Source organism: Micromonospora sp. NBC_01412 (assembly GCF_045040215.1).
In the GTDB taxonomy this organism is placed as follows: domain Bacteria; phylum Actinomycetota; class Actinomycetes; order Mycobacteriales; family Micromonosporaceae; genus Micromonospora; species Micromonospora rubida.
Window position 1 is genome coordinate 3,860,712 of record NZ_CP109528.1, and the last position, 22,508, is coordinate 3,883,219.

Genomic DNA, 22,508 nt, shown 5'->3' on the forward strand with positions numbered 1-22,508 from the left:
GTGAGGAGTGAGCTTGCGAGCCCCGCAGTCGCGAGCGGAGGGCGGGCTCGGTGAGTTCTCTGTGGTCCGGGCGGTCGCCGGGCTGGCCGGTGGTGCTCGCGGACGGTCCGGTGCTGCTGCGGCCGTACCGGCGCTCGGACGCGGCGGCCTGGTCGGAGGTGCGCCGCGCCAACCGGGTCTGGCTGGCCCCCTGGGAGTCCGCGCTGCCCGGGAGCTGGGACGAGCTGAACTCGCCGGCCGCGTTCCGCTGGGTGCACCGGGACCAGCGTCGTTCGGCGCGCACCGGCGAGGGGATGCCGTTCGCGGTCTGCCTGCGCGAGCAGGAGCGGGAGCGGCTGGTCGGGCACCTCAACATCGGCAGCATGGTCCGGCGGGCGTTCTGCTCCGCGTACGCCGGATACTGGGTGGACTCGCGGGTCGCCGGGCAGGGGGTCATCCCCACCGCGCTGGCGCTTGCGGTGGACCACGCCTTCGGCCCGGGTGGGCTGCACCGGATCGAGGTGAACATCCGGCCGGAGAACAAGCCGTCCCGCCGGGTGGTGGAGAAGCTGGGCTTCCGTGAGGAGTCGTACCACGTGCGTTACATGCACATCGACGGTGCGTGGCGTGACCACATCGGATACGCCATGACCAGCGAGGAAGTGGCCGCCGAGGGCGGCCTGCTGGCCCGCTGGCACCGGCTGCGCGCGACCGCAGGGTGAAGCGGCCCACCTGCGCCTGATCGGCGCGGCGCACAATCAAGACGGTCGGCGGCCCGTAACCTCAAGTAACTGCAAGCTGCGGCAAGCGTTGCCCGCCCGCAGGATCGACCGCCCGGAAGGCGATTTGTCGAAGATCCTGCGGCCGTACGGCGGTTGTCCCGAACTCGGTGACGGGAGGGGTGAGGGTGCCGACCTCGGTGCTCCTCGCCGTCCTCGCCGCAGCCGGTCTGCTCGCCCTCGCGCCGGCGCTGGTTCGTCGGTACGACGCCACCGAGCGGCTGGTGGCGGAGCGGGCGCAGTCGACGGCGAGGGTGCTCCAGCGCCGTCGGCGGGGCCGCACTGTCCCCGGCCGCCGGCCGGTCAACCCCTCCCGAGCGCTCGTTGTCACCTTGAGCGAGGACGCGAACACGGGTGGCCTGTCCGCTCCGGTCTCCGCGCCGCCCGCCGCGAGCCGCCGACGGCGTCGGTTGAGCGCCGTCCCGTCGTCGGCGAAGTCCCGTCGACGGGCCGCGCCCCGGCGTCGCCAGCACACCCCGGCGATCTACCGCCGCCGTCGGGTGCTGGCCGCCCTGCTGCTGCTCAACTTCGTCGAGCTGATCGGCGTGGTCGTGCTCGGCCCCGGGTTCTGGATCAGCTTCTCGGTCACCGCGACACTGTTGGTGACGTACGTCGTACACCTGCGCAAGCTGGCGCTGGTCGAGCGCCGGCGGCGGCGGGCCCAGGCCCGGGAGACGGCGTGGCTGGCCGCCCGGCAGGCCGAGGTGCGCCGCGAGCAGGCCCGCCGGGCGGCGGCCCGTCGGGAGGCGCACCGCCGCCTGGCGGCCCAGCGCGAGGCGGTACGCCGCACGGCGATGGGCCTGGACCGCCCGGCCGACCTGCCGCCCGCGGCCAGCGGCGGATCGGTGTCGTACCGGCGTACGGGCGGCCTGCGGGGCCGCCCGTACCAGTCGGGCCGCACCTCCCACACGGCCTGACCCCCGTTCGTGGGTTCCGGGGCGATCTTGGAAGATTTCGGCCCCTCCGGGGGCTGTTTCCTACCAAGATCCGCCGAGTGGGTGGGGCGGATTCGCTCGGCGGACGGGTGTGCTGTTAGTCTTGCTGCCGGCCCGCACGGTGAAAGCCGGGTGGGACCGAAGCCGGTTCGCCGGCGGAGGGGCTGTGGCGCAGTCCGGTAGCGCACCTCGTTCGCATCGAGGGGGTCAGGGGTTCGAATCCCCTCAGCTCCACCCAGTTCAAAGGCCGTTTCCCGTAGTGGGAGACGGCCTTTTTCAATCTTGTACAGCAGTGAAGTGCAGCAGTGGATCAGGTGTCGAACTGCTCGCCGAGGCGCTTGAGGGCGGATCGGGTGGCCGCTGAGTCCTGGCGACTCCGTCGGCCGCCGACCTGCCGGGCGAGTCACCAGGACTCAGCGGGGTGTGAATCGACCAGGTCCACGAGCCCGCCGCCCCCCCACAGTCCGGGGGATCAACCGGGCCGTCAGTGGTTCTGTGCCGGTGCGGCGATACCTTCCTCGATCGCCAGTCGGGTCAAGTCCGGCCGCCGCCGGCGTCCCGTCTTCTCCCGGATCCGGTCCAGGTGGGACCGCACCGTACGGACGCTGATCGCCAGTGCCTCCGCGATGTCCTGGTCCCGTTCACCGGCGGCCAGCAGCGACAGCACCTGACGCTCCCGGCCGGACAGCGGTACCCGGTACAGCGGCTGCCGACCACGGGACGAGTCCAGCAGGATCGAGGCCAGGGTCGGCGACACGTAGGTGTTGCCGGCGGCGATCTCCCGTACCGCCCGGAGGATCTCGTCGGCGTCAGCGTCCTTGGTCAGGTACCCGCGGGCCCCGGCGGCGATCGCGCCGAGCACATCGGACTGGTCACCGTGCGCGGACACCACCAGCACCCGGTGGCCCATGCCGGTGACCGCGACCACCGCCGCCGCGTCGCGTACCCCCGGCAGCCTCAGGTCGAGGATCACCACCCCGCCCCCGGGCTGCCGGTACGCCGCGAACTCCTCCACCGACCTGGCGGTGGTAGTGACCAGGACGTCCGGTGCGTCCCCGAGCGCGCGGACCAGCGCCGCCCGGTAGAGGGGATGGTCCTCCACCACCGACACCTCGATCGTCGTCACCCCGGTCACCTCGTTTCCCCCGTGCCGGCCGCCGATCGAACCGCGACCGGGGCCGCGGGCCGCTGGGCGGCGGCCGGCTCCAGCACCGGGCCGGTGGGGAACAGGGCCAGCACGCTCGGCGGCACCGGAGTGGGCCGGACCGCCCCGTAACCAAGTGCCTTCAACGCGTTGCCGTCCGAAATCGGATGCCGCACGCCCTGGTCGGTGAGGAGGAAGACGGTGCCGAGAACGGCCTGCGGTGTCGGCTGCTCGCGCAGGACCGCGGCCCGGCCGGCCGGCACGAACACCACGTCGGCCCGGGAGCCGCCGCCGGCAGCGACCGGTGCCGCCCCGGCCGGCACACCGGTCGAGGAACCAAGTCTGATCACCGCCCCGTCACCGTCCAACGTCGCGCACACCGCGACCCCTTCGCCGGAAACCTCGACCGGCGGGGCAAGCCGGGCCGGGTAGTCCGCAGCCGTACCGGTCACCGGCCGCGACTGCGCCACGTCGGCCGTAGTCACCCCGATCTCGCGCGCCGCGCCGCCCGGGTACGCCGCCCGGTTGGCCGGATTGCCGAGCACCAGCGCCGCCTCGGTCTGCCCGATCGCCAGCAGCCCGTCGGCGCGGACCAGGTAGTAGCGAGGCTCGGTGCCGACGTTCGTGGCGGCGAGCACCTGGCCGACCCGGGTGAGCTGGCCACCGATCCGGGGCCCCTCGGAGCCCACTCCGGCCACCGTGATCAGCCGCAGGTCCGGACCGGCGATCACCGCGCTCAGCCAGGCCGCGCTGACCGGCAGCGGGCGTACCGCGTCGTAGCCGAGGGCCACCGCCGTGGCCGGGTCGGCGATCCGGTGCCGGCGCCCGGCCACCAACGCGTGCTCGGCGCCGTCCGGGCTGGCGACCAGCAGCGCCCTCGCCGCGCCCACCTCGGTACCCACCGGCGGCACCCCCGCCAGCGCCGTGGTGACCGGCGGGGTACCCGCCGGCCGTCCTTGCGCGGTCTGCGCGCAGACGGTGAACGGCGTGGTCAGCAGCCGATCCCGGGTCGGCAACGACGACGGCGCGCCCGGAATCCCGAGCGGTACGCCACGCGGCGCACCCGCCAGGGACTTGCTCGACACCCTGCTGGTCGCGGTGCCGTCGCCGCCGGCGAGCAGTCGCGCCGAGGCGTAGTTGAGCATCGGATGCAGCAACCTGTCGGCACCCATTACGTACGCCGCGCCGGTGTCCTTATCAATCACCACCTGGCCGGGCTTGCGCCAGTCGGTGTTCGCGCCGGGCCGCAGGAACCCGTACACGCCGAAGCCGGCGGTCACCAGCAGGGCCGCCGCGGCGCCGAGCGCACACCCGATGACCAGGCGACGGCTCGGCGACACCGGATGGTTGGCGTCGCCGACCTGTAGCGCCGAGACGAGGCGGCGGCGCAGGAACTGGTACGCCTGCAGTTGGTCCCGCTGTGTCCACATCAGTTCCTCCCCGCCATGGTGCGATGTACACCCGGTGCACTAGAACTTATGGATCGACGACGAGTTCGAGCCCAGGGAGCCGCGCCATGCCACCAGCCGCACCGGCCACCTCGACGCCGCTCAGTACGGTGCGGCACCGTGGCGTGCCACCGATGCCCGTACCGCCCGTGGGGCAGCGCAGCTGGCTCGGGCTCGGCGTCGGCCGGTTGGTGCTCTGGCAGACGGCGGTGCTGGGCGCGGTGGCCGCCGGTGGCCCGTACGACGCGGCCGGCGGCACGGCCGCCGGGGCGGCTGCGGTCGTGGTGATCGGTACCGGGGTGCGTTGGCGCGGCCGATGGCTGCCCGACTGGGCGGTCGTCCGGCACCGCTTCCGGCGCCGCGCCCGACGTGCGTTGCCGGCGCTGCCCGCCCTGCGGACCCGCACCGACGCGGACCGAGCGGGCAACCGGGTCGGGCTGGCCGGCGACGGCAACTCGTGGAGCGCGCTGCTGCGCGCCGAACCCGACGGCGACCTCGACGACCTGCTGCGCCGGCTGGTGGCCCGCTACGACGATCCCGACCTGCCGCTGGCCGGTGCGCAACTGGTCGACTGGTGCTCCCCCGGCACCGGCAACGCGGCCCGGTGGATCGCCATCCGGCTCGACCCCGAGACGGCCGTCCGGGCGGTGCGGGCCCGGGGCGGCGGCCAGCCCGGCGCGGTGCGGGCCGCCAGCACCGCCGCGCTGCGGCTCGCCGCCGACCTGCGCGCCGCCGGGCATCAGGTCACCGCGCTCGACGGCGGTCAACTGCGCGACGCATGGGCCACCGTGCTCGGCGTCGACCCTCGGCGCGCAGATGATCCGGGCACCGAGACCTGGCACCACTGGTCGCTGGGCATGCTGCACCAGGTCTGCTACCGACCACGCCGGGCGGCCCGAAGCCTGGTCGAGGTGGCGACGCTGCTGCGCCGGCACGCCGCCGCACCGGCCCTGGTCAGCGCCGTGTCGGTGCGGTGGGACCGGCAGCGGGGCGGTGGCACCCGCAGCACGGTGCTGATCCGGGTCGCAGTGCCCGCCGGGCCGGCCCGGGAGGCGGTCGCTGGCGTGGCCCGGCAGGCCACCGCCGGATTCGACGGGAGCCTCGTGCCACTGGACGGGGCGCATGCCGAGGCGGCGTGGGAGACGCTGCCGCTGGCTGGCCTGCCGACGGGTTAGCCGCCCCATGCGCGTACCGCGCCGTAGATGTCGAGCACCGCCCCCGCCACCGGCACCAGGCTGACCAGCGCCAGGAACTCGACCACGTCGAGCAGCCGGCCCCAGTACGGCGACGGAGTGTTGGCAGCCGCCCGGACTGCGTACGTCGCGCAGACCACCCCGGTCACCAGGAGCAGCGCGGCGAGGAACAGCCGCGTCCCGGGGCCGCCGGCCAGGCCCGCCCGGGCGGCCAGGCCGAGCACCGACCCGGCGCCGGCGAGCAGCAGCGCCGCCCGCTGGCCAAGGCCGACGTAGGCGCGAGCGCGCAGCAGCAGCACGGCGCCGGCCAGTCCGGCCAGGGCCCACGCCCAGTGGCCGCCGGTCAGCAGGAGCACCCCGGCGCAGCAGGCCACGATGACCGCCAGACCGCACAACAGACCGGTCAGGACCCGCCCGGCGGTCTCGGTGTCACCGACCACCTCGGGCCCGAGGGTGGGCCGCTCGTCCCGGCGGAACGCCTCCGCGTCGGTCGGCACGCCGGGTAGCGGCAGCCGGCCGAGCCGCAGCGCGAGCATCGGCAGCGTCGGGCTGGCCATCACGGCCGCGCAGCAGGTGACCGCCGCGACCGAGGCGGGTGAGGCGGTGGTGAGCAGGCCGGCGAGCGCGCCGAGGCTGCCGACCGCGGCGGCCACCGCGGCGGCGGCGAACCGCTGTTCCGCCACCACCACGGCGGCCAGCGCCGTGTAGAGGGTGGCCGCCGCGCAGGCCAGGGCCAACCGGCCCGCGGTCAGTCCCATCGCCGCGTCCAGACCACCGGTCACCGACAGCCCGCCGATCATCGCGGCCGGGACGCCACCGGCGGCCACCGCCGCGCCGAGCCCCCGGTCGCCGAACGCCCGCGACACCGCCCCGCCAGAGACCAACAGCGCCAGGGCCAGGACGCCGGCGAGCAGCGCGGTGGTCAGCGCGGCCAGCCCGCTGTATCCGACCGCGACCGCGACCGCGGTGAAGGCCAGCGCGGCGACGGCACCGCCGACTCTCCGCGACGTCGCCGCCCGCCACACGCCGGGCCGGTCCGCAGCGGCGCTCGCGATCGCATCCACCACGTCGTCGAAGAGCATCGGGGTGGCCCGCCGGTCGACCGTACCCAGGTAGAGCACCTCGCCGTCGCGCATCCCAGCACTGCTGACCGTGACCGCGCCGTCCAGCGGCGGGCCACCGAAACGGCGCAGTTCCCAGCCGACCCCGCCGGTCCGGTCGGCGTTCGTGGCCAGCAGCCGGACCAGTTGCGGAAGCAACTCCGCCACGGTGCTCTGCACCGGCAACGACACGTCGAGGCGGGCATGTGGCGCCACCACGGTTACCCGCCGGGGAGCGATCGCAGTGGTCACTGCTGCGCCTCGCCGAGCAGCGGGGCGTACCGCGCCTCATTGGCCGATGCGAGCTTGGCCAGGCCGTCGTTCACCGCCTCCAGCACGAGTTGGCCGAGGGTGTGCGCGTCGTACCGGCGCAGCACCTGCGGGTCGATGGTCACGTCGGTGAACCGGCCGTCGCCCTTGAGCTTCACGGTCACGTCGCCGTTTCCGGCGTACCCGGTCAGCTCCAGGGTCGCCACCGAGCGTTGGATGTCCTCGATCCGCTGCTGCTGCTCGCGCACCTGGGCAAGCAGATCCTCGATCGCCGGTTCCATCTGTCGTCTTCCCTTCCGGTGTCCGCCGCCGGCCGGTGCCGCATCCGCCACCCGAGCTACGGTCGCCGCCCCTGCACGTCGAATTGGATCGACTCACGAGTATGCGTGGCAAGGTTTCCGAGATACACGTACTGCGCGGCGGTGGAGTAAGCGTCGATGTAGTCGGCCCGGCCCGGGTCGGCCCGAGCCCACCGTACGGCCTCTTCGGCGGCAGCGCCGTACCCCGTCCCCACTGGCACGCTCGGCGCCGATCCGCCGGTACGTAGCTCGTAACTGGCGAGGTCACCGGCGGCCGTGTAGACGGTCCCGTTACCGGTGAACTGCGGATGGTGGAACACGTCGGCGGGCAGGCCCTGCGGAAGCACCGGAGCGGGCGCCTGCATGGCACCAGTGACGACGTTGGCCGCCTGCCCGAAGGCGAAACCGGCGAACGAACCGACCTCCGGCAGCTTGCCGACCCCGAATCCGACCACGTCCTTGACCGCGTTGGTGATCGCCACCTGCCGGGCGTACGACTCCTGCGCGGTCCGGGTGGCCTGCTCGGCGTCCTGCACGTTGGCGTGCCAGATCGCGTTGGCCGCCGCGGCGTTGGTCAGGCCGTCCACGTTGCCGGCGTACCGTCCGGCCTGCTCCATCGGGATCGTTCCGGCGTCGGCCTGCCGCAGCAGGTACTCCTGGTACAGGTCGGCGGCCGCGTTGATCTCGTCGCGACCGCCCTGGGTGACCTGGCCGAGCATCAGCATGTGCCGGGCGTCGGTGCTGCCCAGCTGCTGCGCCGCCGGGTTGGTGTCCAGCCCGTCGAGGGGCTGGGCGTACAGGTCCATGTTCGGCACGGTGGCCCGGGCGATCGCCTCGGCGAAGTGCGGGTTCTCCCGCATCGCGGTCAGCGTCTGCGGGTACGACGCCGGGTCGGTGATCGTCTGGGTGAGGTTCACGTACGCCCCGCGGGCCAGGTCGTGCTCGGCGGGATCGGCGGTCCCGGCACCGATCCAGTCGACGACCCGGCCGGCGGTGGCGCCGTCGTCCGCCCACCCGAAGCAGGCCAGTCGTCGCAGTGTCGCGCCGTCGCCGGCCAACGCCGCGTCGGCGACGTGGTTGCGGGTGGACACGTCGAGCAGGTTGGTCAGCGTCGTGTCCACTCGCGGCTTGTCCCAGAGCACCGCGTCGTTGGTCGAGACGTAGTACCCGGGCTGGTGGGGGTTGTGCCGGGAGAGGTCGTCGAGTCGCTGGGTGACGTCGGCCATCTCGCCGACCCGACGGGTCACCGCGGCGGAGTAGTCGGCCCCGCCGACGAGGTTCCGGTCGGCCGCGCCGGTCAGCTGGGACAGCGCCTCCCACTGGGCGTAGCGGGGCACGTCGAGCCGGTTGGTGTAGACCGTCTCGCCGAACACCCCGGTCAGCGGCGCGCGGCCCGGCGTCGACGGCAACTCCTGGCTGAAGCCGAACGAGCTGGTGCCGATGTTGGTCTCGGTGGTCGCCCGCTCGTGCACCAGATCGCGGATCGCGGCGGGCAGGTCGGCCGGATCCTGCGACAGGGTCAGGATGCCGTTGCCGACGGTCCGCAGCATCGCCTGCCGGTCGGCGGGGGCGAAACCCGGGGCGGTCTCCCCGAAGATGCCGAACAGGCTGGTCTGATAGCGGTACTCGGTGGCGTTGAGGTAGCCCGGCAGGTCGAACACCCGATCGCCGAGCGCGCCGTAGAACGAGGTGAGGAAGGCCTTGTCCGCGGCGGACGGTGGTTGGCTGGCGCGTACCCGGTCGGTGATCACGGCGAGCTGCGCCATGGCCTGGCGGAACTGCGTCGGAGAGACGTCCCCGGCGAGCGCGGCCCGCACAGTCTCCCCGGCGGTACGTCCGTCGGCGCCGGCCGCGGCGGCCGACCCGGCGGCGCCCGCGGCGGACGGCCCGCCGAGTTCGGTGGCGACCTGCGCCAACACTTCACCGAGCCGGTCGTACACACCGCGCATCGCGGTGACCGCCTGCTCTCCGATGCTCCGGGCCTGCCCCAGCAGCGCGGGGATCTGGCTGATCGGCACCGCCCGGGCGGCGGCCACCAGGAGTTGGGCGTTCGCCCGGAACCGGGCGATGATCACGTCGCCGGTGCCGGCCGCCGCCTCCAACCCGCCGGCCGCGCGCTCCATCGCCGCGGCGTGCCGGCGCAGCCGCGCCTCGATGCCGTCGAGCCCGCCGGTGACCCGGCCGGAGGCGGAGCCGAAAGCGTCGTACGCGGAGCCGTACCAGTGCACCGCGAGGCCGGAGTGGCGGCGGACCAGTTCGCCGGAGACGCCCGCCGTCCGGTCGGCGATCGCGAGATAGGACTGGGCCGTGGCCCGCAGCCCGGCCGGGTCGCCGGTGATCTGCCGGCGGTACTCGGCGAGCACCGTGGCGTACCGGTCGAGCAGCCAGGACAGGACTCCGGACAGATCCATGGTGGTGCCCCCGCCAAGGACGGGAAGGACGCCGGTCACCGGTCAGTCCACCTTGACCGAGCCGTCGGCACCGACGCTGATGTCGGCGTCGACGGTCTGCCCGCCGGAGCTGGCGGTGACCTCGATGTCGAACGCGCGCCCGGTGTCCACCGGCACCTCGACGGTCACCGACAGGTCGCCCTTGCTGGCCGTGATCGTCACGTCGTCGTCACCACCGGAGCCGGCCGGGGCGGGTGCGACCACGTCAGCCGGCGCGGCCGGTGGGATCGGCAGGGTCTGCACCGGGCCGGTGGGCGTCATCGTCACCGGCGCCCCACCGGAGGGGAGCGAGGACTGCCCGGGCTGGACCGCGACCCACTGGTCGGTGCCGAGCGCCGACGGGGTGTAGGTGTTCATCGACCCGCCGGCCGGGTAGCCCGCGCCGTTGAACGACGGCATGCCGTAGCCGCCCGTGCCGTAGCCGCCGCCCAGGGCCGCCTGCCCCGTCCCGGTGGCGATGCTGGCCATCGCTGGTGGCGCGAGCACCGGGTTGCCCGCGCTGCCGGCCGGCAACGCCGGGGCGGGTGACGAACCGCCGTCGTTGTTCTTCGAGAACAACTGCTCGACCTGGCCGACGATGGTGGCCAAACCGGTCAGGATCTGGCCGAGGTTGGTCACTCCGATGGCGGTGAGGATGCCGCCGATGCCGGTGAGGAAGGCCTTGAGGATCCCGGTGGTGCTGACCGCGAGCGCCCGTCCGGCCGCCTGGGTGTACGGGTTGGACATCAGCGCGGCGACCGTCGGGTTGGTCGCGCCGACCACCGCCCGGTACCCCATCTGCGCGGTGGTCAGTTGCGCGGCGGCGCCCTCCAGTTCGCGGACGCCGGCGAACACGGTCTCGATGATCTTCTGGAAGCTGGCGAAGGAGCTGTTCAGCTTCTGCACCACGGATTCGCTCGCCGACCCGGCGGACCACACCTCACGGAGCTGCTCGCGGGCGCGTTCCAGGTCGGCGAGGAGGGTGACCAGCCGGGTCACCCGCGCGGTCAACGCCGCGGCGTGGGCGAGGATCGCCGCCGGGTCACCGCCCACGATCGAGGGCAGCGCGACTGTGCCGGGCCCGCGTCCGCCGGCGGCGGCATCCATCGCACCCGAGTTGGGGATGTCAAACACGGCGCACCTCTCTCGGCGTCACGTCGTCGGGATTCACCACAGCGCTGTCGCGTCCGTCATCGGCCGGTAGACCCGGACCCGGCCGAACTCCGCCGCCGAGCCGACCGCGCCGTGGTTGTAGAGCTGGCCGTTCGCGCCGGCGACGCCGATCACCGGGCCACCGTCACCGGTGAACGGCTGCACGACCACCACGTCGCCGGGGTGCACCAGGCCGGACACGTCCCGCCCGCTGCCCGCGTACACCGCCAGCAGGCCGACCCGTTCCTGGTTGGCGGGGCTGCGGTCGAGCCAGTCGGCGAAGTCCCGCGCGTCGTGGAACGTCACATCGGTCAGCGGACGGGCAGAGAGCTCGCCGAGACCGGCCCGGCCCAGGTAGTCCAGCACGTTGCCGACCGACCCGGGCTCACCCGCCGTACCCGCGCTGTCGTTGATCGCGTAGCCGGCAAGGGCGGCGCCGGGCTCCGCGCCGGTCGACGCACCGGTGCCGGCGGGCGACCCGCCCAGCGCGGCGGCGACCGCCCGGTCGGCGTCGTCGTAGTCGTTGGCGCTGCGGTGCACCAGGTCGTTGACTTCCTGCAGCACCTGCAGAAGCGTCCGCATGGTGCCGACGACCTGCCCCTGCATCGTGATGTTCGCCGACGCGACCGGCGAGCCGAGCTTCGCGAACGACGTCGGCGCCACGGTCAACTGCTCCAGCTCCATCACCGTGCTGTACGCCTGGAGCAGAATGCCGACGACGTTGCCGACCACTCCGCGTACCGCATCGGGCCGCACGTTGTAAGACGAGCCTGTCGTCATCGTTGGCACCTTCCCGCCAGATCGCCCGGCCCGCGCCACATCGGGCCGGGCAGCTCCACCGCCCTGAGGCGGCTTCCGGATGGTTGCGGGTCATCGTAGGTTGGTGCGCGCGAGCCCTTAAACGGCAAAACTACCCACGACCTGCCCCGTGAAAGTGACCACGGGTCACCGAGCTCGTCGGGCCGAGGAGGCACTGCCGGATGTCTGTCGACACCTACCGTCGTCGGGCCATGCTGCCCGAACCACCGCGTGGTGAGATCATGCTGCAGGCTCCGCCAGCCCTGCCCAGGGGCGGTGGCCAGGGCGGCATGCAACTGATGTTCATGCTGCCGATGATGCTCGGCATGGGCGCCATGTCGTTCGTCTACATCGGCCGGTCCGGTGGGGCGATGACCTGGGTCTTCGGCGCGCTGTACATCAGCGCCATGGTCGGCATGCTGGTGATGAGCCTGTCCCGCGGCGGCGCCTCGAAGAAGGCGCAGATCAACGACGAGCGACGCGACTACCTGCGATACCTCAGCGGCCTGCGTGGGCAGGTCCGTGAGGTGGCGGTCCGCCAGCGGGAGGCGGCCCTGGCGGCGCTGCCCGACCCGGCCGACCTGTGGTCGTTCGCCGGCACCGAGCGGCTCTGGGAGCGGGCCCGCACCGATCCCGACTTCGGCCGGGTTCGGGTCGGCACCGGGCCGCAGCGGCTGGCCACGGCGCTGCGCGCGCCGCAGACCGCACCGCTGGAGGACCTCGACCCGGTGTCGTCCACCTCGCTGCGCTACTTCATCCGCACCTACGCCACGGTAGGGGAGCTGCCGGTGGCGGTGTCGCTGCGCTCGTTCCAGCGGGTCACCCTGACCGGCGACCGCCCCGAGATCCTGGACCTCGCCCGCGCCCTCTTGGCCCACCTGGCCACCTTCCACTCCCCGGACAACCTGCGCGTCGCCGCCTGCGTCGGACCGGACCGGCAGGATGGTTGGGACTGGTTGAAGTGGCTGCCCCACGCGGTGCACCCGGGCCGGGCCGACGCCAGCGGGCCGACCCGGCTGGCCGCACCCACCCTCACCGAGCTGGCCGCGCTGCTCGCCGACGACCCGGCCGCCCCGGCGGCCCGTGGCCCGTTCAGGCCCGGGGACAGGCCCGAGGCGCCGCACCTGCTGATCCTGTTCGACGGGGCCGGCACGCTGCCCGACGCCGGCCTGGACCCACCCGGCGGGCTGGCAGGCACCACCATCCTCGAGATCGGCGGCGGGCCCGGCGGCGGCGCCAGCACCCTCGACCTGATGATCTCCGAGGGTCGCCTCGGCATGCGCACCCCGGACGGCGTCGCGCTGGTCGGCGTACCGGACCGGCTCAGCGTCGCCGGCGCCGAGGTGGTTGCCCGGCAACTCACCGCGCTGCACACCGGCACACCGGTGGCCAGCGACCAGCCGTTGTCCACCAACTTCGGCCTGGCCGACCTGCTCGGCATCGGCGACCCGCGCCGGCTGGACCCGGCGGTCACCTGGCGGCCCCGGTCGGCCCGGGACCGGCTGCGCATCCCGATCGGGGTGGATCCCGACGGGCGGCCGGTCGACCTGGACCTCAAGGAGTCGGCCGAGGGCGGTATGGGCCCGCACGGGCTGGTCATCGGCGCCACCGGCTCCGGCAAGAGCGAGCTGCTGCGGACCCTGGTCACCGGGCTCGCCGCCACGCACTCCTCGGAGACGCTCAACCTCGCACTGATCGACTTCAAGGGCGGCGCCACCTTCGCCGGCATGACCGACCTGCCGCACACCTGCGCCGTGATCACCAACCTCGCGGCCGACCTGACCCTGGTCGACCGGATGGCCGACGCGCTCCGCGGCGAGTTGGTCCGCCGCCAGGAGCTGCTGCGCGCCGCCGGCAACTACGCCTCGGTACGCGACTACGAGCGGGCCCGGACCGACGGCGCGGCACTGCAACCGATGCCCTCGCTGCTGGTGATCATCGACGAGTTCAGCGAGCTGCTGTCCAGCCGGCCCGACTTCATCGACCTGTTCGTGATGATCGGCCGGCTCGGGCGCAGTCTCGGCGTCCACCTGATGCTCGCCTCGCAACGGCTGGAGGAGGGTCGGCTGCGCGGTCTGGACAGCCACCTCAGCTACCGGATCGGGCTGCGTACGTTCTCCGCCGCGGAGAGCCGGGCGGTGCTCGGGGTGTCCGACGCGTACGAACTGCCGTCGGTGCCCGGCTCGGCGTACCTGAAGTGGGACACCACCACCCTGCAACGGTTCAAGGCCGCCTACGTCTCCGGCGAACTGCCGCCCGAGCAGACGGCGGCCGTGGCCGAGGAGATTCCGTACGGGCGACGGGTCCTGCCGTTCGGGCTCGCCCCGCTGGCACTGGCCGACCCGGCGAGCGCGCCGGCCCCGGCGGGCGGCCCCGGCGCCGCACCGGCCACCGGCGAGACGGTGCTGAGCGCGATGATCGGCCGGCTGCTCGGCAACGGGCCCGCCGCGCACCAGATCTGGCTGCCGCCGCTGGCCGAACCGCCCGCCCTCGACCAGCTGCTGCCGCCGCTGGGCATCGACCCGCAGCGCGGCCTGACACCGGTCGGCTGGGCCGGCAACGGCCAGCTCACCGTGCCCCTGGGGCTGGTGGACAAGCCGTTCGAGCAGCGCCGGGATCTACTGTGGACACAACTGTCGGGCGCAGCCGGGCACGCGCTCGTGCTCGGCGCACCGCAGAGCGGCAAGAGCACCCTGCTGCGTACGCTGGTGACCGCGCTGGCGCTCACCCACACCCCGACCGAGGTGCAGCTGTTCCTGCTCGACTTCGGTGGTGGCGGCCTGGCCGGCCTGTCCGGCCTGCCCCATGTCAGCGGCTACGCCAACCGGATGGACACCGAACGGGTCCGCCGGATGATCGCCGAGCTGACCGGCCTGCTGGCCGAGCGGGAGCGGTCGTTCGCCGCGCACGGCATCGACTCGATCGCCGACTTCCGCCGGCGGCCCCCGCCCAGCCCTGACGGGCGGGCGTTCGGCGACGTGTTCCTGGTCATCGACGGCTGGATGACCCTGCGCCAGGAGTTCGAGCCGCTGGACGAGTCGGTCACCACCCTCGCTGCCCGTGGCCTCGGGTTCGGCCTGCACGTCGTCCTGTCGGCCAACCGGGCGATGGAGATCCGGCCGGCACTGCGGGACCTGATCGGCACCCACGTCGAGCTGCGCCTCGGCGACCCGGCCGACTCGGCGTACGACCGGCGGGCCGCGGCCAGCGTGCCGAAGGGCGTACCGGGGCGCGGGCTCACCGCCGACAAGCTGCACTTTCTCGGCGGGCTGCCCCGCATCGACGGCGGCACCTCGGTCGCCGACCTGCCGGACGGCGCGGGTGACCTGGTCAAGCAGGTGGACGCGAGTTGGCGTGGCCCCCGCGCGCCCCAGGTACGGCTGCTGCCCCGGCTGGTGCCGGCCGCCGACCTGCCCGGCCCGGTCCCCGGCGACCGGCGGATCCCGATCGGGCTGGCCGAGGCGGACCTGGGACCGGCCCATCTGGACTTCGACGCCGACCCGCACTTCATCGCCTTCGGCGACGTGGAGTCCGGCAAGACGGGCCTGCTGCGGGTGATCGCCCAACAGATCGTGGCCCGCTATCCGGTGGCCGACGCCGCCATCATCATCGCCGACTACCGCCGCGGGCTGGTGGACGCGCTCACCGGCCCGCACCTGCTCGGCTACGCCGGCAGCGAGCCGGTGCTCACCCAGCTCATCGCCGAGACCGCCGAAGGGCTGCGGCGGCGACTGCCCGGCCCGGACCTGACCGCCGCCCAGCTGCGCGACCGGAGCTGGTGGACCGGCCCCGAGCTGTTCATCCTCGTCGACGACTACGACCTGGTGGTGTCACCCAGCCGCAACCCGCTCGCGCCCCTGCTGGACTTCCTGCCCCAGGCCAAGGACGTCGGCCTGCACCTGGTGATCACCCGCCGCTCCGGTGGCGCCAGCCGCAGCCTGTTCGAGCCGGTCGTGCAGCGGCTGCGCGACCTGGGCACGCCCGGCTTGCTGCTCTCCGGCTCCCGCGACGAGGGCGCGTTGCTGGCCGACGTCAAGGCCAGCAAGCAGCCGCCCGGACGCGGGCAGTTGGTGGACCGGCGTACCGGGGTCTCGCTGGTGCAGGTCGCCTGGACCGAGACCGATCCGGCCTGATCCGAACCCGCCCTGCTCAGGGCCGGTCGGCACGGAAAGTCATCGACCGTCACCGAAGCCGTGTGGGTAATAGTGCCGTGTACGCGGCGGGTACTTGTGCCGTACTAACGATGGGTGACGACTGCATAGCATCCGCAGCGTGTACGGCGCCGCGAGTCGGCGCGCGACTCCGCCAAGAGGAGGTGACCCGACGTGGCCAGTCCCGGATACCAGAGTGATGCCGCCGCGATGACGCGAGCGGTCAGCGGGTTCGACGAAGCCGCCACCAACGCGGCTCGGACGATGTCCGAGCTGGAGAGCGAACTCGTATCGGTACTGAGCCGGTACGCCGGTAACCAGGCCACCGCTTTCTGGCAGCTGCAAGGCCGGCTGCAGGAGAGCATGCGGACCGCCTCACGAGAACTGCAGACCATGTCCGGTCTGGTGAACGAGAGCTTCCGCAACTACAACACCGGCGACGTGACGGCCGCCGACTCCCTGCGGGGCCTCAGCGGCGCCGTGGGCGAGGGCGGCGCCGTGCTCAGCCGGCTGGCTGGTGCCTAGACCCTGCCCGGAAAGGGGTGATGTGAGATGTCCGCCGATGTGATCAACGTCGAATTCGCCGCGCTGCGTGCCGCCGCCGACTCGTTGCAGGTCAAGGCCCAGGCGCTGAACGGCCACATGGACCAGCTGCACAGCAGCCTGGCCCCGATCAAGCAGACCTGGTACGCCTCCGGCAGCACCGCCGGTCAGTCCGCGGAGCAGTCCGAGACGCGGCTGCGGGCGGCGCTGGCCGACATCATCGCGGTGATCGGTCAGTTCTCCGGCAAGGTGCACGAGGCGCACGACACCCAGTTGGCGCTGGAGAACCGGAACACCAGCTTCTTCGCCTGAGCTGGGCGATCGGCGGCGGCGTGGAGTGAGGGCGGGATCCGCTCCCACTCGACGCCGCCGCCCCCGCTGGCCGCCGCCCGCTGGTCGGCGTTGTTCTCAGCCGAGCTCCGAGACAGGAGAGCGCGACGATGTCCCAGGAGGAGTCCTTCCGGGTCCACCTCGAATCGCTGCTGGCGTTCGCCCGCGAGTTGGAAGACCAACTAGAGGCGATGCGCAGGCCGACGGACGGCCTCGGCCAGTTGCGTATCCGGCCGGTACTGCTCGGCGAGTTCGGCGAGGCGGTGTCGCTGGTCGAGCGGCACCGGGCCGCCGCCGAGCAGATGCATGAACTGCTGCACAGCGTGCGGGAGGCAATCGCCTTCGCCAACGACGTGACCCGCATGATCGCGGACGGGTACGCCGAACATGACACCGGCGTCGCCACGTCCTTCCGGGCCCACGGAAGGGACTGACACGATGTCGCGTGGACGCGGTCGGGCGCGTACCGACTTCAGCCAGTACAGCCATCAGCAACTTGCGCAGATGTTGCACGCCGGCAGACCGGAATCGGCGACCGAGGCGGCGGAGGGCTGGGCGGCCGCCGGCACCGCGCTGCACGAGCGCGCCGGCGACATCGAACGCCAGCTCCGCCATTTCGAGCAGTGGTGGGACGGCGGCGCCGCCCGGCAGTACCAGACGATGATCAACGACCTGGCCTCGGGCATCCGGCAGGTGGCCAACACCGCGTTCTCGGTACGGGACTTGGCCCACGCGTCCGCCGAGGCGCTCAGCACGGCCCAGAAGGCGATGCCCGCCCCGGTCGCGGTACCCGACCTCGCCCCCTCCGTCATCGCCGCCGCGACGACGCCGCTGATCGTGCCTGCGGACACTCCGCCCGCCACGGTCGACGCGCTCCGCCAGCAGCAGGCCGAGGCGGCCACCGAGGTCCGGGCCCAGCAGCAGGCGCAGGTCGCCTCGAACGCGGCACACCTGCAGGCGGTGCAGGTGATGTCCACCCTCGCCACCGGATACGTCACCACCGAGGACGCGATGCCGGTCACCCCGAGCGCCGCCGCCCGGCCCGCCACCGGCACGCCGATCGAGGAGCCACCGCCGGTCACGCCAGCCCTGCCGCTGGTGCCGCAGCCCGGTGGCGACCTGCCGTCCGTACCGGCCGAGACACCCCCGAACGAGGCTCCGACCGACCCGAACCAGGTGCCGCCGGTAACCCAACCCCGGCCGCTGTTCGGCACGATGTTCACCGCCGGGTTGGCCGCGGCCGCCGCCGCGCTCGGCGGGCGGTTCTCCACCGTGCCGCCTGCCCTGGGGGCCAAGCCGAAGACGGAGAAGACGGGCACCGCCCCGGTGGCGACGGCCAACAGCAAGGACGCCGCCGGCAGCGGCGCCCGGATATCCGCCGGCGGGGCGGGTGGCGGAGGCGGAGGCGTCGGCGGTGGTAGCGGCGTCGACCTGTCGCCGGTGGCGAACCAGTCCCTGGCCGGTCAGGCCGGCGGCGCGACGGCGAGCGGGCTCGCCGGAGCCGCGGGGACCGCCGCCGGGGTGGCTGCGGCGAAGGGCATGGGCGGCGGCTTCATGCCGGCGATGCCCTTCGCCCCGATGGGCGGGGGCGACGGGGCCGGCGGCCGGCGTATCCCGCCCTGGCTGGTCGAGACCGAGGACGTGTGGGGCGAGCAGTCGGTGGTGACGCCGGCGGTGATCGGTGAGGAGTCTGAGTCGGGCCAGCCGGGCGGCCGGTCATGGAGGTGACCACCGCCGGATTCCGGGCCGTTCCGAGCGCCCTGGACACCGCGGCGACCGAGCTCACCGGAAGCGCCGACCGGTTGAACGCCATTCGCGGGCAGCTCACCACGCCGGCCATCGACGGCAACGCGTTCGGGTTGATGCCGCAATCCCAACGGGCCATGCAGGCGCACGGCAACAGCCTGCAACTCAGCGGCACCGAGCTGGAGTCGGCGGCGACCCAGACCCGGCGGCTGTCCACCGGGGTGACCGCCACGGTGAGCAACTACCGGCAGGGCGACACCCAGGCGAGCCAGGCATTCCGGCAGCTGCTGGGCGGTCTGGCCGGCGGCACCATGCTGGCCGCCGCCGGGGCCGCCGCGCCCGCCGGCACCGCCCCGTTCGGCGCCCGGATCGAGGCCAACCGGTCGGCGGTCACCGCCGAGCTGGCCGCCGAACGGCAGCGCCTCGCCGGCTACCAGGCCCAGCTCACCGGGGACCAGGCCGTCGACCATCGGCTGCGCGAGACCATCGCCAAGTCGCAGGCGCGCATCGAACTGTACGAGAGCGTCATCGCCGAGAATCGCAAGATCCTCTCGTTCGACCCGTCCGGTGACGGATCGATGGTCGAGTTGGTCGGCGACATCGACGCCGGCACCCGCAACGTCGCGGTGTTCGTCCCGGGCACCACCTCCGAGCTGGCCAACTTCGAGCGGTACCACGACGGCGCGCTCGGCTTCGTCGACGCCGCCCCCCGCCGGGACCTGGCCATGGTCGTCTGGATGGACGGTGACCTGCCGTCCAACCTGTTCCCGCAGGCGCCGTCGGCCCGCTTCGCCGACGAACTCGGGCCCAGACTCGCCGACTTCTCCGGCCAACTGCGTGCAGAGATCGCCGGCTCCGCCGCAGCCGGCAACGACGTGCAGGTCACCTTCGCCGGCCACTCGTACGGCGGCGCGGTGGTCGGGACCGCCGAGCAGCACGGCCTGGACGCCGACCGGATCCTGCACATCGAGTCGGCGGGCATGGGCCACCGCGTGGACGGCCCGGAGGACCTGCGTCCCGTCCAGCCCGATGTGCAGCGCTACTCGATGACCGCGCCGGGCGATCCGATCGCCTGGGTCCGGGACATCAACATCGGCAACTGGGGGCACGGGGCCGACCCCGACGAGTTCCCGGGGGTGGTCCGGCTGGAGACCGGCAACTACGCCGACGGTCGACCGCTGGAGGGCACCTCCGCGCACTCCGACGTGCTGACCTACCACAGTGACGCGTGGTGGAACATCTATCAGGTGTTCACCGGTGGTCCGCTCGTGACGGTACCGTCGACGCCGTGACCGAGCCGATCGACTTCGCGCCGCTGGTCGCCGTGGCCGGGCCGTTGCGGGCCGTGCTGGACGGGATTGCCGCGCGGTTCGGCGCCGACGTCCGGATCAGCCGCGACGAACAGCTCGACTGCGACCCGTTCCGGCCTGCCGGCGTGCCGAGCGAGTCGGTGCGCTGGGAGTACAACCTGCGGCTTCCCGCCCCGCCCGGTGCCGCCGAGATTCTGCTGACCGAGGTGGTGCCGGAGTTGAGCGCGGACGGTTGGCGAGCCACCGACCGCGGCGGCGAGGCCGAGGTGGCCTACCAGTTCCAGCGGGACGGGACGAACCTCGGCGTACACATCTCCCGGGACGGCACCGGCGATGTGGTGGTGGGCGGCTCCAGCCCCTGCGTACCGACCGAGGCGCCGTAACAGCGGCGGGCCGGTCAGCAGCCGCCTGGACGCCAACCGCGGTCCCGGCCTCGACGTGCCACGGCCGTACCGATCCCGAGCAGCAGCGCCGCCACGAGTCCCGCCAACGCCAGCGGCAGCACCCACGGGTCCACCTGGGCACCGGGATTCGCCCGGGCCGCGGCAACCGGCTGCGCACTCGCGCCCACGGCTGCCGGCGGATCCTCGACCCCCTCGGCGGCCACCGCCCGGTACGGGTCCACCATTCCCCAGCCGAGCTGCGGATGGTGCCCGTCGACTGCGGTTCGGTGCGCGGTCGACTCGATCCGCCGCACCACCTCGGCGGTGCTGAGCTCCGGCCGGTACGACCGCAGCAGCGCGGCAGTGCCCGCCACGTACGCCGCCGCATAGGCCGGATCGTCAACCGTGGGTGAGTGGCCCAGTCGACCGTCGGCCCCGGCGGAGAGGCTCAGCAGCTGTCTTCCCGGGGCGGCCACCCCGATGTAGTCCCCGGATTCGGTGGAGGTCGCCGCGCCGTCCGGCCCGAACGCACCGACCGCCAGTACCCCGGGTAGCGCGGTCGGGTAGCTGGTCGCACCCTTGGCCCGCACGCCGGAAGCGGCCGGCGAAACCAGCACGATGTCGGCCGCGATCGCTCGCGCGGTGGCAGCCCGCAACTGGGCGGTGTTCCTGATCGCCGGTAGCACCACGTAGATCACTCGGGCTCGGGCGGCGACCGCGAAGTCGATGGCGGCGGCGAGTCGGCCGGGGTCAACGGCCCCGTCGTTCTGCCTGGTGGTCTGGGTGTAGCGAACCGGGAGCACGGACACGCCGGGAGCCAGACCGGCGAAGGTCGTCTCGTCGTGTGGCCGGGCGGCGATCAGGCCGGCGGCGAACGTACCTCGGCCGTCACAGTCGTCGGTGGCCCCGTCCTTGTTGAGCAGGACGTCCCGACCATCCTCGACCTGACCTGGACGAAACTGTGCGTTACGGGCGTCGACGCCGGTGCCGAGCACCGCGACCCGCACCCCGGAACCCGTGCTCAGCGGCCACACCCGGCGTGGCCCGAGCAGTTCCGTCGCCCACGGATTGCCGGCGGTGTGCACTCCCACCGGCTTGGCGCAGCCGGCCGGCGCGGCGGCTACCGGCAGCGCCCCGGCCAGCGCGCCGACGAGGCCCGCCAGTGCGCCGAGAACGAGCCGTGAGCCAGTCGGACCCGGCCGGGCCGCCGCGCCGGCGCCACGCCTGGGCCGGCCCAGGCGGATCATGCCGGCACCCGCAGGGTTACCCGGGTGCCACGGCCGGGCCAGGACTCCACGGTCGCCTTGCCGCCGACCTCGCGCAACCGGGCGACGATCGACTCCCGGATGCCGAACCCGGGTCGGCCGACGACATCGAAGCCACAGCCATGGTCACGGACCACCACGACCAGGGCGCTGCTCTCCTCGTCAGCGCGGACCACCGCGTCACCGATTCCGGCGTGCTTGGCCACGTTGCCCAGCGCCTCCCGTACCCCACCGAGGACCGCGTCCCGGTATGGGCCGGACATCCGACTGCCGGCGTCGGCCGCCACCGCCAGCTCCACCCGCAGCCCGCGTCCCGCGAGCTCCTCGACCAGTCTGGCCAACCCACTGGCGAGCGGGTTGTCGTTGCCGCCACCGGGCTCGTCGAGCGCCTGACGCAGCCGAGCGGCCTGGGCCCTGGCGGTGGCCCGCACCTCGGCGAGCTGCGCCGCTGGCGAGGTCTCATCCGCCGCGCTGTGCAGGGCGATCGCCTCCATGGTCTGCAACACCGTGTCGTGCAGCGACCGCAGCCACCGGACCCGCTCGGCCTCCCGACCAGCTCGGATCCCGTACGACATGGCCAGGTGCAGACTCAGCCCACAGACCACGAGCGCCGTCAACGTGACCACCACCGCCAATCCGAGCCACCCGACCCGGCCGGCGAGCGCTCCCCGGTCAGCGGCGGCACCGAACGCGCCCATCGCCAGCTGTACCGGCATCGACACCAGCACTGCGAGGACGCCACCGACCACGCCGTACGCGCCGGTCACCAGGACCACGACACCGGCCAGGTACGCCCAGAACACCTCGGTGTGCGGTACCACCGCACTCGCCCCCACATTCACCCCATACGCCACGGCGAGGTCGGCCAGCACGGCGCCGCGTGCCCGTCCGAGGTCCACTGTCGACCGCCGATGGACCGTGACAATCGCCGCGACGTTGGCGGCCAGCAGCAGGGCCGTAACCGGCAGCAGAGTCACCTGTGCCAGCGGATCCCCGTGCACCACGAGCAGGCCCAGGGCGACGGGCAGGACGCACACCCGGTATGCCAGGGCACCGAGCACCAGGAAGCGCGAGGTCTGCCGATGCAGCAGGGCGCCGGCGGTGTCGCCGACCGGATCGAGATCCTGCGCGGAGGCCGCCAGCGTCCACATCGGGCGCTGGCGCGGTGACGCTGCCCCCACCATGGCGGCGCGGGTCAGCAGCGCGAACATCATGCCCGGCACGGCGACGCTGCCGACTGTCACGGACCCTCCC

At 73.4% G+C, this 22,508-nt stretch carries 19 protein-coding genes and 1 tRNA gene; 11 read left to right on the forward strand and 9 right to left on the reverse strand.

Going from position 1 to position 22,508, the window contains the following annotated elements; all coding sequences use genetic code 11:
- The first annotated feature begins 59 nt into the window (after positions 1–59).
- From OG617_RS17820 to OG617_RS17830, 3 genes are all read left to right on the forward strand, one after another.
- A complete protein-coding gene (locus OG617_RS17820) occupies positions 60–701 on the forward strand; it encodes a GNAT family N-acetyltransferase (protein WP_405103773.1) in 642 nt (213 codons plus the stop codon).
- Positions 702–880: 179 nt separating this feature from the next.
- A complete protein-coding gene (locus OG617_RS17825) occupies positions 881–1,675 on the forward strand; it encodes a hypothetical protein (RefSeq protein WP_405103203.1) in 795 nt (264 codons plus the stop codon).
- 178 nt (positions 1,676–1,853) lie between these two features.
- Positions 1,854–1,927 (forward strand) — tRNA-Ala (locus tag OG617_RS17830).
- A gap of 250 nt (positions 1,928–2,177) precedes the next feature.
- On the opposite strand, the gene OG617_RS17835 is transcribed toward OG617_RS17830, so the two are convergent.
- The gene (locus OG617_RS17835; protein WP_405103205.1) at positions 2,178–2,819 is read right to left on the reverse strand and encodes a response regulator; all 642 of its coding nucleotides are present in this window, start codon (positions 2,817–2,819) and stop codon (positions 2,178–2,180) included.
- A 5-nt stretch (positions 2,820–2,824) separates the two neighbouring features.
- Positions 2,825–4,267: a type VII secretion protein EccB gene (gene eccB / locus OG617_RS17840; protein ID WP_405103207.1), complete on the reverse strand. Its 1,443-nt coding sequence runs from the start codon at positions 4,265–4,267 to the stop codon at positions 2,825–2,827.
- Positions 4,268–4,419: 152 nt separating this feature from the next.
- On the opposite strand from eccB, the gene OG617_RS17845 reads away from it, so the two are divergent.
- The gene (locus tag OG617_RS17845) at positions 4,420–5,460 is read left to right on the forward strand and encodes a type VII secretion protein EccE (RefSeq protein ID WP_405103209.1); all 1,041 of its coding nucleotides are present in this window, start codon (positions 4,420–4,422) and stop codon (positions 5,458–5,460) included.
- Here the strand turns inward: OG617_RS17845 and eccD are convergent.
- Genes eccD through OG617_RS17870 form a run of 5 tightly spaced genes read right to left on the reverse strand, consistent with a single transcriptional unit; the run spans position 5,457 to position 11,508 of the window.
- Positions 5,457–6,830: a type VII secretion integral membrane protein EccD gene (gene eccD / locus OG617_RS17850; RefSeq protein WP_405103211.1), complete on the reverse strand. Its 1,374-nt coding sequence runs from the start codon at positions 6,828–6,830 to the stop codon at positions 5,457–5,459. The two genes, OG617_RS17845 and eccD, sit on opposite strands and share 4 nt — an antisense overlap.
- Entirely contained in the window at positions 6,827–7,129 is a 303-nt protein-coding gene (locus OG617_RS17855) for a YbaB/EbfC family nucleoid-associated protein (RefSeq protein WP_405103213.1), read from the reverse strand. The genes eccD and OG617_RS17855 overlap by 4 nt, the downstream gene beginning before the upstream one ends.
- A gap of 56 nt (positions 7,130–7,185) precedes the next feature.
- Complete coding sequence (locus tag OG617_RS17860; protein ID WP_405103215.1) at positions 7,186–9,597, reverse strand: WXG100 family type VII secretion target; 2,412 nt, start codon at positions 9,595–9,597, stop codon at positions 7,186–7,188.
- A 3-nt stretch (positions 9,598–9,600) separates the two neighbouring features.
- Positions 9,601–10,710 carry a hypothetical protein gene (locus OG617_RS17865; RefSeq protein WP_405103217.1) on the reverse strand — a complete coding sequence of 370 codons (1,110 nt, stop codon included), beginning with the start codon at positions 10,708–10,710 and terminating at the stop codon, positions 9,601–9,603.
- Between the two features lie 33 nt (positions 10,711–10,743).
- Positions 10,744–11,508, reverse strand: a complete 765-nt coding sequence (locus OG617_RS17870; protein WP_405103219.1) for a WXG100 family type VII secretion target — start codon at positions 11,506–11,508, stop codon at positions 10,744–10,746.
- Positions 11,509–11,708: 200 nt separating this feature from the next.
- Between OG617_RS17870 and eccCa the strand changes: the two genes are divergently transcribed.
- The 7 genes from eccCa (at position 11,709) to OG617_RS17905 (ending at position 19,989) form a co-directional block, all read left to right on the forward strand.
- Positions 11,709–15,659 carry a type VII secretion protein EccCa gene (eccCa, locus tag OG617_RS17875; protein WP_405103221.1) on the forward strand — a complete coding sequence of 1,317 codons (3,951 nt, stop codon included), beginning with the start codon at positions 11,709–11,711 and terminating at the stop codon, positions 15,657–15,659.
- A 192-nt stretch (positions 15,660–15,851) separates the two neighbouring features.
- Positions 15,852–16,202 carry a WXG100 family type VII secretion target gene (locus OG617_RS17880; protein WP_405103223.1) on the forward strand — a complete coding sequence of 117 codons (351 nt, stop codon included), beginning with the start codon at positions 15,852–15,854 and terminating at the stop codon, positions 16,200–16,202.
- Between the two features lie 27 nt (positions 16,203–16,229).
- Positions 16,230–16,532: a WXG100 family type VII secretion target gene (locus tag OG617_RS17885; RefSeq protein WP_405103225.1), complete on the forward strand. Its 303-nt coding sequence runs from the start codon at positions 16,230–16,232 to the stop codon at positions 16,530–16,532.
- 128 nt (positions 16,533–16,660) lie between these two features.
- Entirely contained in the window at positions 16,661–16,984 is a 324-nt protein-coding gene (locus OG617_RS17890) for a hypothetical protein (RefSeq protein ID WP_405103227.1), read from the forward strand.
- Between the two features lie 4 nt (positions 16,985–16,988).
- Entirely contained in the window at positions 16,989–18,278 is a 1,290-nt protein-coding gene (locus OG617_RS17895) for a WXG100 family type VII secretion target (RefSeq protein WP_405103229.1), read from the forward strand.
- Positions 18,269–19,588, forward strand: coding sequence for an alpha/beta hydrolase (locus OG617_RS17900; RefSeq protein WP_405103231.1), 1,320 nt, complete (start codon positions 18,269–18,271; stop codon positions 19,586–19,588). Before OG617_RS17895 ends, OG617_RS17900 begins: the two co-directional genes overlap by 10 nt.
- Positions 19,585–19,989, forward strand: coding sequence for a hypothetical protein (locus OG617_RS17905; protein WP_405103233.1), 405 nt, complete (start codon positions 19,585–19,587; stop codon positions 19,987–19,989). Before OG617_RS17900 ends, OG617_RS17905 begins: the two co-directional genes overlap by 4 nt.
- Positions 19,990–20,003: 14 nt before the next feature.
- Here OG617_RS17905 and OG617_RS17910 read toward each other — a convergent pair whose 3' ends face one another.
- Together OG617_RS17910 and OG617_RS17915 are read right to left on the reverse strand one after the other, a co-directional pair.
- Positions 20,004–21,236, reverse strand: a complete 1,233-nt coding sequence (locus OG617_RS17910; RefSeq protein ID WP_405103235.1) for a S8 family serine peptidase — start codon at positions 21,234–21,236, stop codon at positions 20,004–20,006.
- Complete coding sequence (locus tag OG617_RS17915; RefSeq protein WP_405103237.1) at positions 21,233–22,498, reverse strand: sensor histidine kinase; 1,266 nt, start codon at positions 22,496–22,498, stop codon at positions 21,233–21,235. Before OG617_RS17915 ends, OG617_RS17910 begins: the two co-directional genes overlap by 4 nt.
- Positions 22,499–22,508 lie beyond the last annotated feature (10 nt).

Coding starts and splice junctions, on each gene's coding strand:
- eccB (WP_405103207.1), bottom strand. CDS start 4,267: ATGTGGACACAGCGGGACCAACTGCAGGCGTACCAGTTCCTGCGCCGC.
- OG617_RS17845 (WP_405103209.1), top strand. CDS start 4,420: ATGCCCGTACCGCCCGTGGGGCAGCGCAGCTGGCTCGGGCTCGGCGTC.
- OG617_RS17855 (WP_405103213.1), bottom strand. CDS start 7,129: ATGGAACCGGCGATCGAGGATCTGCTTGCCCAGGTGCGCGAGCAGCAG.
- OG617_RS17870 (WP_405103219.1), bottom strand. CDS start 11,508: ATGACGACAGGCTCGTCTTACAACGTGCGGCCCGATGCGGTACGCGGA.
- eccCa (WP_405103221.1), top strand. CDS start 11,709: ATGTCTGTCGACACCTACCGTCGTCGGGCCATGCTGCCCGAACCACCG.
- OG617_RS17885 (WP_405103225.1), top strand. CDS start 16,230: ATGTCCGCCGATGTGATCAACGTCGAATTCGCCGCGCTGCGTGCCGCC.
- OG617_RS17890 (WP_405103227.1), top strand. CDS start 16,661: ATGTCCCAGGAGGAGTCCTTCCGGGTCCACCTCGAATCGCTGCTGGCG.
- OG617_RS17895 (WP_405103229.1), top strand. CDS start 16,989: ATGTCGCGTGGACGCGGTCGGGCGCGTACCGACTTCAGCCAGTACAGC.
- OG617_RS17900 (WP_405103231.1), top strand. CDS start 18,269: ATGGAGGTGACCACCGCCGGATTCCGGGCCGTTCCGAGCGCCCTGGAC.
- OG617_RS17910 (WP_405103235.1), bottom strand. CDS start 21,236: ATGATCCGCCTGGGCCGGCCCAGGCGTGGCGCCGGCGCGGCGGCCCGG.